Source organism: Acinetobacter sp. YH12255 (genome assembly GCF_013417355.1).
Classification (GTDB): domain Bacteria; phylum Pseudomonadota; class Gammaproteobacteria; order Pseudomonadales; family Moraxellaceae; genus Acinetobacter; species Acinetobacter pseudolwoffii.
The window spans coordinates 1-10956 of the sequence record NZ_VPEC01000058.1; the positions used below are offsets into that span (position 1 = coordinate 1).

9 protein-coding genes and 1 pseudogene are annotated in these 10956 nt (G+C 35.7%); 4 read left to right on the plus strand and 6 right to left on the minus strand.

What is annotated here, in order from left to right; genetic code table 11:
* Positions 1-96, plus strand: a 96-nt coding sequence (locus tag FTV30_RS14320) for a transposase domain-containing protein (protein ID WP_151760394.1), incomplete at its 5' end; no start/stop codon positions are given.
* A gap of 629 nt (positions 97-725) precedes the next feature.
* On the opposite strand, the gene FTV30_RS14325 is transcribed toward FTV30_RS14320, so the two are convergent.
* The 5 genes from FTV30_RS14325 to FTV30_RS14345 form a co-directional block, all read right to left on the minus strand.
* A complete protein-coding gene (locus FTV30_RS14325; RefSeq protein WP_000934717.1) occupies positions 726-1991 on the minus strand; it encodes a type II toxin-antitoxin system HipA family toxin in 1266 nt (421 codons plus the stop codon).
* A complete protein-coding gene (locus FTV30_RS14330; RefSeq protein WP_000366814.1) occupies positions 1991-2296 on the minus strand; it encodes a helix-turn-helix domain-containing protein in 306 nt (101 codons plus the stop codon). The genes FTV30_RS14325 and FTV30_RS14330 overlap by 1 nt, the downstream gene beginning before the upstream one ends.
* Positions 2297-3216: 920 nt before the next feature.
* On the minus strand, positions 3217-3474 hold the full coding sequence (locus FTV30_RS14335) for a hypothetical protein (RefSeq protein WP_004726728.1): 258 nt from the start codon (positions 3472-3474) through the stop codon (positions 3217-3219).
* A 349-nt stretch (positions 3475-3823) separates the two neighbouring features.
* A complete protein-coding gene (locus FTV30_RS14340) occupies positions 3824-4420 on the minus strand; it encodes a putative adenosine monophosphate-protein transferase Fic (protein ID WP_004658347.1) in 597 nt (198 codons plus the stop codon).
* 12 nt (positions 4421-4432) lie between these two features.
* A complete protein-coding gene (locus FTV30_RS14345) occupies positions 4433-4600 on the minus strand; it encodes a YhfG family protein (protein ID WP_002125865.1) in 168 nt (55 codons plus the stop codon).
* Positions 4601-4874: 274 nt separating this feature from the next.
* Between FTV30_RS14345 and FTV30_RS14350 the strand changes: the two genes are divergently transcribed.
* The 3 genes from FTV30_RS14350 to FTV30_RS14360 are packed head-to-tail and all read left to right on the plus strand — an operon-like array spanning position 4875 to position 10860.
* A complete protein-coding gene (locus FTV30_RS14350) occupies positions 4875-5339 on the plus strand; it encodes a hypothetical protein (protein ID WP_000911011.1) in 465 nt (154 codons plus the stop codon).
* A 12-nt stretch (positions 5340-5351) separates the two neighbouring features.
* Complete coding sequence (locus tag FTV30_RS14355; protein WP_002058482.1) at positions 5352-7691, plus strand: hypothetical protein; 2340 nt, start codon at positions 5352-5354, stop codon at positions 7689-7691.
* 4 nt (positions 7692-7695) lie between these two features.
* Positions 7696-10860, plus strand: a complete 3165-nt coding sequence (locus FTV30_RS14360; protein ID WP_180001813.1) for a site-specific integrase — start codon at positions 7696-7698, stop codon at positions 10858-10860.
* Here FTV30_RS14360 and FTV30_RS14365 read toward each other — a convergent pair.
* A pseudogene (locus FTV30_RS14365) lies at positions 10857-10956 on the minus strand (IS1 family transposase); the annotation flags it as partial. The gene FTV30_RS14360 and the pseudogene FTV30_RS14365 overlap by 4 nt on opposite strands.

Sequence of the window (10956 nt, forward strand, 5' to 3'; positions counted from 1 at the left end):
GCCTATCTCAGTGATGTGCTGAAAAGGCTGCCGACACATAAAGTGACCCAAATAGAAGAATTACTGCCACACCGCTGGAAATCCGACCAAAATTAAAAAATAGGCATGGGGTTCAGCGGACGCTTACACACAAACTAGCTGTAGTTTCGTAATAACACTAAATATAAAAAAAATGGAAGAATAATTTACTAAGTTATTGTTTTTAAGTTGATCCTTGTTTTATATGGGGGTGATAATAACTTCTGATTACTAGTTTTTACCTTAAATATACCGATTGAAAGATTCATTTAAAGGCTATGAATACATGAGTTTTACAGTTTGGCTAGGTCAGCATGAGTACTTTTCACAAGATTTAAGATCGACCATGAACGTGATTAAGTTATAGGGGATTGATGAAATAGTTTTTATGAATTTCTGGCTTTCTGGGCTGATTTTATCAAATTCATGTCTATGCAAAATTGCGACATATTTCTCGTGCTGGTAGTTATCCAGAGTTTGGTCTGCATCTATCCATAGTGCAGACCTTTTTTTGGTGACAGTTTTTTCTTAGTGATTTTCGATCTGGATGTAGTGATTTCACGTTTGCAGAATATATCTTAGCGGTGATCCATCTAATATTCGTGATTATAAAGAGAGCTAATTCACAGGTTCTACAGATTATGTAGCGACTAACTATATCAAAGTCTATTTGCAGTTGATGGTTGGCGCTTAGTTTATATTTACGCTTAGGTTTCAGTTAAAAAATCAATATTCTGTTGAATCCGTGATTGAATCATCTGTAGGGTAGATTCTCGAATTTGATGGGGATACAGGCGCTGCGCAATTTGACTAAATTGAAGTGCAATTTCACGCATGGTCAAGATGATCTCATCGACTTCTAGAGTAGTCAGATTAGCTTCTGAAGTACCGAGTTTATGTATGTCATTTCGGGAAATATTGAGCGCTTCTCCCATAATGTCCATTTGATGATAACCACCTGGACCCTCGCAGAAGGTCACATCATAGGCTGGAGCCAATTTCCATTGACCATTTTTCTCCATGAGAAATGAAAAGTTCTTAGTATGGTCATCCCGATTATTGAAAAGCACATTAAACACAGCACGTTTAAAAGCATGCAATCTTTCTCGTACATCTTGCGTACACATCAAGGTTGCCCGGAGAAAATTGCGATAGTCTAGGCTACCTGGAACTTTATAGTCTGCTCCTGTATATGCAGCCAAACTCTGCATTGGAATCCGCATACCATTTTGACGATCGAATCGTTTAGAAGCAAAAGCCGTTAAACCATTGGGCAAATTAAAGAAATGGGTATCTGGAGTCTCAATTGCACAAAGTCGCAAACATTCTGCATAGACGGCTTCAATGGCGCAGACTTCAGGATGCTCTTGCTGAGCAGGAAACTTAATCAGCCAGGCTTCATGTTGATCAGAATCTTGAGTCGAAAACTCTAAATTGACAGGATCTCGGTAAACCAACGCTTTTGGTCTGGCACCTTGAGGGGAGCCACCCATGACCAATAAATGCTGTAGAAATTCACCACCTTCACCTTTGAGTACTTCTTGAACTTCCTGGGCCAGTTGTTGTAAAGGGATATTTTCTGAGGTTTGCATGTCAGCAACACAAGGTTCAAAGGAGAGGGCACCCATTGCGTGACTACTAATATAGGTCAGACGCTCCAAAGGTCCAATTCGTGCTGAATTTAAGCCAATTTTTTTGAAATATCGATCCATCAACATCATGCCCCAACCATCTGGTAAAGCGTCATAGACTGGACCTGGGAGTCCCATTTGATGAGTAGGAAAACCTTGTCTGAATGGTAGACCTTTTAAAGGCAGCAAGTAAGAAGAGAGCTCAACACCTTGCTGTATTGCTTCTGGACTATATTCAAAAGCAATGGTGGGTCTACCTGTCGTGGCTGTTGAACTAATCAGCGTTCCCCATAACCATGATTCGCCCCAACCGTTGTAATAAACATTAAGTCTATTGAGCATTATCCCTTCCTCTTAATACGGTGGCGCTTACTTTGACTCTCATAGCGAAGAATGTCATTCACACTGTTAAGCTGAGGTTTAAATAGTTCCTGAAGTTCGTTTAATCGACCCAAGACCATTGCAATACGGACTAAATTTTCAACAGATACATTTCGTCCCGCTTCAAGATTCGAAACTGTATTCACGCCGACACCAGCGCGTGCTGCTACCTCAGCTTGAGACATCTCCAGAAAGAGTCGTTGCTTACGTAAACGCTCACCTAAAAGAGTCACAACTTCTTCTGGTTTAGTGAAATATAAATCCATTAAATTGGGTCTTAAGAATGAATAATTTAATTAAATCACAAAATAATGGAATTAATCTATAGCTATAGTGTGGCTAAGGAGGGCTTTGTTGCACAGCACATCAGAAGGGTAGGTATAGTCCTTGGGTATCGGTTACAGAAAATCATCAGGATGTACTTTGACTGATTGTTGATACGGAGATTTCAGTATTTTCATTTTTCCTAATAGGTCACATTACTTAGAAAGGGTTCTTCGAAAATTAGTTCATACTTTAAAAATCCTATAAATATTGAGGATATTTTCTTAATGCTTTCAATATAGCATGCGGCTATATGTAACTCGAACGGGCTTAATCTGCCTTTCAGTATAAATTTTTTGGGCGTGAGAGGGGAGAGGTGTGAGGGCAAGCAATTTATATCGTGGATACTTCTAAATTACTTATGTAATAGAAGGTGGTAAACATGGATTTAGAGGTAATAACACTAAATATAAAAAAATTGGAAGAATAATTTATTAAATTATTGTTTTTATGTGGTTATTGGTGATATTATGAATAATAATAACTTTTTTCTTGATGAATTTTACCTAAAAAAATTGATCAGATAATTTTCTTTAAATGTCATGCATACATAAATTTGACAGTTTGAAGGGATCGGTATGTGCATTTTTCACAAGGTTAAAGATCGACCATAAATGTGATAAACGGCAGAGGATCATTGAAAAATGAATGGATTTAAACACTACATGTATGCACGAAAAAAAGTATCGCTGCGGTTCTGCTGACAGGCTGTATTGAGCATTGAATGCAAATGATGTAGTAATTGTCTACAGGCTATAGGACCAGCATGAAGAAGAATGAAATGTAGTTGCCAATTTATAACCTTGGTTGAAAAGCATAGCATTGTTATTCGGAGAAGTGAGGTAAGCCATCCTTCTCTTATTCATTTAAAATGATTCTTACTCAACTGATCTCGACTCATGGGCTGGTTCCAATTAGACGGATAATAACTTCCATCCCCTATCTTTTTCTTACCACATTTCTTGCATTTAATCCCTTCTTTGGAGATTTGATTCAGCATCACTGTTGTCGGTTGAATCAAATCAATGACATAGTTCGTTGGTTCAGGAAAAGCAGAAGAGGCTGCTTTATTGCAAAAGAGAACATTCGGATCAAATGGATTGGATTGCACAAAAGCCATGATACAGCCACAGAGTAATTCACCTGCATGTAATCTGTAACATCCATTCAGGTCATCAGACGAAGATTAATCTGAAATTTAAGCACTAAACGCCATAAATCTATGTATGGGCAGACTTTTTTGAGACATATGTTGATAAACATGCGGCAAGTTACATTGCTTAAAAGTCTATCTAAGTTAACGATCTATTCAATTCTGGATAAGTAATCTGAATATTACGATCCTAAATTACCCGAAGAGTATTAAGATTTCTAAGAATCGTGATTGTTGGTTTATTTGGGAAATTAATCAGTGGATTGAAGCAAAGATGATGGCTCATTAAGGATTGTGGGCTTCGACTACTTAAATTTTAGGTATTTTGAATAAAGCATATTTCAAAAATCTTAATTAATGGATTTAAATTACCATAAAAACCTTCAATATTGGCTTGAATCCATTGTTGTTGAGAGTCAATGCGAGACCAATCAATACCATAACCACAATGAGCAATCAGATGCTCAAAGAAAATCCGTTGTGTACGTCCATTACCTTCACGGAATGGGTGTATGACATTAAGCTCACAATACAAGTCGGCAAGTTGAGGAATCAGTTGTTGTGGTGCTAAGCCTTGAAAGTATTTTTTTTCTTGAAGCGGTTTGAGTAGTTTATTGGTTTCAATTTCAATACGGGAAAAATTACAAAAACGGGTGTCACCTTTGGAAATATCGATTTGTCTTAACTTTCCTGCCCAGTCGTATAAGTCGCCAAAGAGCTGCGCATGAATTGATTTTAAGTATTGTAAGTCGTAAGGTGGTTCAGCATATTCAATTAAGTTACTTGCCAATCCAGACAGTTCTAGTTCAGCTTGTTCTAAAATTTGTTCATCATGAATATTGAGTTTGTTCTTTAGGATATTTGTGCCAGGGTAACAATACAGGCTGTCACCCATTTCCCCATATTTATCCATACATGCACCTGACTAAGTTTCGGGTTGCGAATACTTCTTATATTTTTGCAAGATTTCAGCTTTACTTTGTTGAGTTGTTTGAGCTGTCGTTGTAATGCCTTCAAGCTTTAGGCTGGCTTGATAGTTTTGCGCACGTGTCGCTTGAATATATTTTTTTTTCTGTTCAGTGGTTCTGAGCATTTCGAAACTCCATTGATGCTACACGTGAAGTAAGTATAGCAGAGAATCTTTTTGATCAATGCTGCATACACAGCATTTCAAAATGTAATACAACGGTATTGTTTCATGTAATAACAGAAAACTAAAAAAAAGTGGAAGAATTTTTAAAATTTAGACCACCCATGATAAGTAAACCATATGTATTTGTTGATAATTGTAATTTTGAGAAAATTTAGTTGATAAATTAAATGAATTTTAATATACAAAGATATGCTCATTTTTTATATCGATAAAAATGTTAAAATTTGACTATTTAGTAAAAAATATAGAGATATTTATGGGGCAATTTATCATGCCCTTTTGCTTTGAGCGACAAAATGTTCAATTTAAGATAGTAAAAATTAACTCAGAACTACTGAAAATCAAAAAGATTAAACAGAGCCAGAAAGTAGTAGTACAAGCAAAGTTCAAAATAATCTATGTGAAAATTTGGCAAAAAATATTGCTATTAATGCAAACGGAGCCATGCTTACGTGTACATTCTAATTATGTTGCAATCTTACAGTTGATACATAATCTTGATGATTTTATCGAAAAATCACAGCAACACTTGTGCTTTGAGAGAAAAGCTCAGAAAGAGCTGGATGCTAAATTTTTTGCTAGATTTTTTAAGCTGACAAAGAGTTCAATAAAAGATCAACTTTTACCAAATTGTTCAGATCGTAATGAATTTAACCAATGCAATTTGATAAAAAATTAAGCGAAAGCGAATATGCCAAAGATTGAAACAGAAGAGCAATTCTTAGATTTAGCAGAAAAATTCCAAAAAGATTATTGTTTATTACGCAATCATGTTGTGAATACACAATTTGTCGATCTATCAGATGATTTACGTGAAAAAGCCCATGCTCTATATAAGGAAGCACAACAGATATATGGCTATATATCTAGTTCTAGACAATTAGGTAAATATTATTATCTAGCTTCTTTAAGTTATTTTGCATGCCCGACTACTAGTAATACTCAAGAGCTGTCGTCTGAACGTTATTTGATTCTACAAGCGAGTTTTTTAACATATCGGCAGTATCAAGAATTTGCAAAAATTGATAAAGCTGAGAATAAGCAAAAACATGTTTGTGATCTCTTTCGCTATGTATCACGATATGTTCTGGATTCTAATCATGCTGAATTATTTCAAGAATGCAGTGAGCTACTAAATCGCTATGTCATGTACGAACGTAACTTGAAAAAGGAGGATCGTAATCAACTTTTTAATATTAAAGATTTCAAACAAGTACAAGCCATAGAGTATTTATCGGCTCTATTAATAATTTTTAAAAGACTTGATGATCGTCGTGTTGTTCATCGTCAGCGTAAGTCAAAAAAAAGTAAAGTTTTGCAATGGCCGACGAAAAATGAACTCAAAAAATTTCGTGAAATTAAAACGGGTAAGCAAGTAGATATTGGACATAACGCAAAGATCAGTATTTATGATGCCGCTCTTCACAAAGATGAAGAGGGTGAAGTTGATCTATTAGATCCTGAAATGGAGTTTTATTCAGAAGATGAAAAGTCTAAAAATTTAAATTATATACTCAGCGATAATGCGACGCATCTAATGCGGCATCGCCAGCGCCGTCATGCTCCTTTTGTTACAAATCCACATTATTTGGCGCCAGATATACTGAAGCAAATTGTTTATGTGTTGAGAACCGAGTTATCCGGGCACTGGAGGGATGCTGCAATCGCTGCAGCATGTTTATTGTCACTTTTGACGGGATTATCACCCGTCGCACTGATGGATTTTAACGAGCTTATTCAAGATGGAATTTTGATCCAGAATGGTTCAAGTAGACGTCGCGAATATTTACTCAAATTAAATCTTAAAATTACAGAGCAGAAGATTAAGAGCTTAAATCATGTGCGGTGGAATGAAGTGATGACACATCAACTACATTTACCTTCTGCTTGGTTTGACTATATAGAACAAGCATCGAATCCACTAATTTCATCAACACACATTAATACGAAACTTAAGAATTGGCTTGATAATCGGTTTGTAGGTTCGATCACTGTAGAAAAACTGCAGGCTCAATTATATTTTCATATATATTATGAAACATATAATGAATATCTTGCTCATGTAATTGCTGGGCGGGATAGTCAGCATCACATGCCTGGTATCTATTATGGCGGGCTACCGAAAACTCAACTCAGTAGCACATATCTAGCCTTTTTAGAAAAAGCACTTACACCACATTCCACACATTTTACTGAAGACACGGCTGAACTAAAAATATTGCAACAACAATTCAAAGTACAATCTGCATTATCTATAGGAAGGATAGGGAGCCAACTGGCACTTGAACCCAATTTTGTGAAAGAGCAATTCCATATTTTACATAGACATTGTCACGAAAACATCCAAGAAGATAAGCACATTATTAATCAACTTAATGCATATGCGTGTTGGATGTGGCATATCAGTTTGTTGAGTTTGGCAAGTCGGCCTAAAAAAAACCTGTTGGGGAATTTGGATGATTATTGTGTTGAGCTCAAGCTTTTATATGTGAATGATAAAAAAAATAGTAAAGCAAGAAAAGATGGTCGTTTTATCCCTTTATCTGATTTTTTCATAAAAACACTGCAAAATTACACTGCCTTTTTAGAACAAATTATTGAAGCGTACGGTTCATTTTTTAGACAAGTCTTTGCAAAGAAGAAGATAACTGTAAATGATCTTTTTGGTAAGGTCATTTTTAGTAAAGATATCTTGCCGATAACTGTCAAAGAATGGCAGAGCAGGAAAATTAAGTTAATCCCTTTATCGAGAAAATGGGTGAATTCATATATGCAAGGAGTCTTTCCAAAGAATATGTATTCGAATTGGTTACGTCATTTTGACATGAACTTTTTGATGCATGAGCAGCAAGAGGGTAAACCAGCATTAGCTTTTCACTTAATTCAGGCCCTGTATGGTCATGACCAACGTGACCGAGAGGCTTTTCATCCGCATTCTTCACTTATCCCGAATGTCTATGTACAGCAAGCCCGCCAGCAATTGCAAGATAATGTCAAATCTTTATCGATTAAACACTTAGAGCGAAAATAGTTGTATGCAAAAAATCAAAGAACTAATAAAACCACAACTAGATGATCTATTTGTTGATATTCATAAAATGGTGAAAAAGTCGCTAGATAGACAGCCTTCTCCACCTGAAGTATTGACGAAAGAAATGCAGCAAAAACTTGATCAGCAGATCGCTGAAAAATGGCATGACATTAAAGATAGTGTTGATTGTTTGAGTCAAAAGTTGAGCCGAGACGAACAATCAAAACTGATGCAATTTACTGAAGATGAATTTAATAAAAGAAGGAAGCAATTCAACCAGAATGTAGATAAAAAATCATACAGAATTAAGCTAAATCCACATACTAAACGGATCGTACTGCCTAGAAAAATTGAGAGTACAGAGTCACGGTTAGAACAGGGGCATCTACATATCCATGTACTTAAGGAATTAAGGCAGTATTGGCAAGATTCATTTGAATATTGGAATGAACCAAAGTACTTATGGGGAAATTTATGCTTAAGTTTTATATATATTTCAGGCTGTGCAGATGAACAGCATTTGATTGCTATTCAGAAGCAATTGCAGGAGGCCATTGAGCTTGGTACAGATCTGAATTGTTTTCGGTTATACCATTCGGACTACAAAAAAATCACTAATCCATTGTTACTACATTATCGTGTTGAAAACTCTCAATATGGCAACGATGTAGAACAGGGAAAGTTGTACCAATGGAAACATGTTTTTTTTAACCCATATGCGCAGTTCATTTTGCAATATTTAAAAAAGTTGAAAGCTACTCAGAAAGAATTTTGTCTGCAACATTCAGTTGAAGATTGTATTTTAGAAAGCTTGAGTAAGATAGGCAGGAAAAAAAGTCTTGGGGATCTGCAATATCAAATTAAACGCCGTGGATTTCGTGCATTTAATGATGTGCAAATGGTACTCGAATTTAATCCAAACCTCAGCATAGATATATTTTTGAGTAATGTGCTTCAGCAAGAGATTAATACTGTTGCTTTAAGGCCATCCGAATTTAGATTGCTGTGGAATAATGATTACAATCAAGTCACAGAACCAGATAATCGCCCTATTCATTTTGAACAAGAGCAGTTACTTCCTGAAGTTCCGACTGTTCAAAGCAAATTACAAACGATTCCGTATGAGTTGATGTTGTTTGGTCAAAAGAAACGTAAAGGTCAAAAAGTTGAGCGTTTAGATAAAAAGAGGAATAAAGAAGAACGCACGCTACGTTTTTGGCAAGAAACTAGAAGGGTGTTAGAGGAGAAGATAGTTGATGCTAATACGGAGGAAAAGTCTTTAATTGATGCTCAACTACGCTTAATTCACTGGTTAATGCATTTAAAAAAACGAGGGCTTCAATTATCAACTATTGAAAGCTACTTAGGATCGTTTGGCAAAGAATTTATATTTGAGATTTGGCTCAATAAATTAGATTTAAAGCAACAATCCATAGATGACTATGAGGATTTATATCGGCAGCTATTGAAATACAGCAGTGAACGTGATGAAAAAGCAGTTCAACGAGATTCGGTGAAAGGAAAAACCTCTCGTAAGATGCACCAAAGCGCAGAATACCGTTTTGGTCGCCTAAAAGATTTTCATCAATTCTGTATAGAGAATTATGATGCTCCAGGGGTATTGGTGTTACAGAATTCAAGTTTTAAGCATTTACAAATTTGCAATGCACGGCTAGTGAGTCCTTTGCTATTTGGCAAATTATTGGAAAAACTAGAAAATTTAAGTCAAGAGCCAACGGCATCAGAGTGGGTCGATCATCTGAGTTGTTTAAAGCTGATGTATTTACTAAGTTATAGAACTGGACTTCGATTAAATGAAGTTCGTTGTCTTAAAATACAAGATATTATTTGCCCAGAGCTACTTTATAAAGAAAAAGAAAATACAGTTTTTAATAATATCACGCTTCATATCCAAGACAATTCATATCGCCGTCTGAAAACGCGAAGTGCGAATCGTCAAATACCATTGAAAATTGCATTGTCAGAACATGAGTTTTTAGTAGTACAACGTTACATACAACATCGTTATGAGCAATATTTGGTTAATCAGCAGGATGATCTACTTTTTAGTGTGAATCATCGTGTATTAACTGATCAATGTATCAGCAAAATTACAGTAGATTTGTTTAGTCAAATATTAGGTATGCATCATGGCTTTAGTTTTCATACATTACGCCACAGTGCTGCTAACTATCTAGCAATAACTTTGCTCGGTTCAAAAGAAATGATCAAGACCTACACAGATTGTCCTTGGGTAAAAGCAAAAAAGATGAGGGATTTATTGTTTGGTATGAAAGCACGTGCTCAAGAAGAGATTATTCAACATAAATGGCAGGTGCTCGCCTCTTGGATGGGGCATAGCAGTATTGAGCAAACGGCTTCAAATTACCTTCATGTTTTGGATTTATTAGCAGTCGATCGAATTTATAATTCGCCGTGTATCATTTCAAAAAAAGTATTAGAACAGTGTTTTAGTCCAGTGAAGTCAAGTACAGACTACATAAACCTAAATCGTTATACTCAGCAGCAGAAATGGTTTAATTCTTATCAGCAAACACAGCCAGTTACGATGGCTGGCCGACAAGAAAAGAAGTTTAGTATAGAGAAGAGTACTCTGACACCTTTTCAACGTTTGATAAGTTTTAGAGAAGGTCGTTTAAGCGAAGATACCCAAGCTCAAGAATGGATGCAACGATGTCAATGGATGAGCACTAAATGGATGGATCGCCAAAAATTTAATTTAAAAACGAATTATGTTTATAGTAAGAATTTAGAAGAGAGTTGGTTTGATGAACTTTACGAAAAGGCTAAAAAACTGACTCGTCCAGATGAAATAATTCCTCTCCTTGATTTTCATTATAAAGATGATAGGCAGCAAGATGCACTGAAAGAAAAGAACATGGTTAAGGCGCTTAAAATATTATTATTATTTGGAAAACTGCGTAAGAATTTTCTACATTTTCAATGCCGAATGAAAGGTGATGAGCAACAAATTGTTAATTTTATTACTGGTATAGAGCCAATGTTAGGAGATCATCTGTATTTAGAAAAACAAAACTACCCAGTTAATTTGGATGCTCCTGAGCGAACCGTTAAATTTAGTTTTCAAAGAGTTGTCGGCTCTAACAAAAAAAATGTGGTGGTGTTTCAAAAAGTATGCTGGCGTTAAACAAATCCGTTATTAAGGTAAAAGAAAGTCAAATCAAAGGCTTTAAAATGATTTTCAAGCTTTTTAGAAAAGTTGCAACTTCTCCTAAATCCACGC

Excerpts from the sequence above, each read along its gene's own strand:
- FTV30_RS14340 (WP_004658347.1), bottom strand. The coding sequence starts at position 4,420 with ATGGATAAATATGGGGAAATGGGTGACAGCCTGTATTGTTACCCTGGC.
- FTV30_RS14330 (WP_000366814.1), bottom strand. The coding sequence starts at position 2,296 with ATGGATTTATATTTCACTAAACCAGAAGAAGTTGTGACTCTTTTAGGT.
- FTV30_RS14350 (WP_000911011.1), top strand. The coding sequence starts at position 4,875 with ATGTTAAAATTTGACTATTTAGTAAAAAATATAGAGATATTTATGGGG.
- FTV30_RS14345 (WP_002125865.1), bottom strand. The coding sequence starts at position 4,600 with ATGCTCAGAACCACTGAACAGAAAAAAAAATATATTCAAGCGACACGT.
- FTV30_RS14360 (WP_180001813.1), top strand. The coding sequence starts at position 7,696 with ATGCAAAAAATCAAAGAACTAATAAAACCACAACTAGATGATCTATTT.
- FTV30_RS14335 (WP_004726728.1), bottom strand. The coding sequence starts at position 3,474 with ATGGCTTTTGTGCAATCCAATCCATTTGATCCGAATGTTCTCTTTTGC.
- FTV30_RS14355 (WP_002058482.1), top strand. The coding sequence starts at position 5,352 with ATGCCAAAGATTGAAACAGAAGAGCAATTCTTAGATTTAGCAGAAAAA.
- FTV30_RS14325 (WP_000934717.1), bottom strand. The coding sequence starts at position 1,991 with ATGCTCAATAGACTTAATGTTTATTACAACGGTTGGGGCGAATCATGG.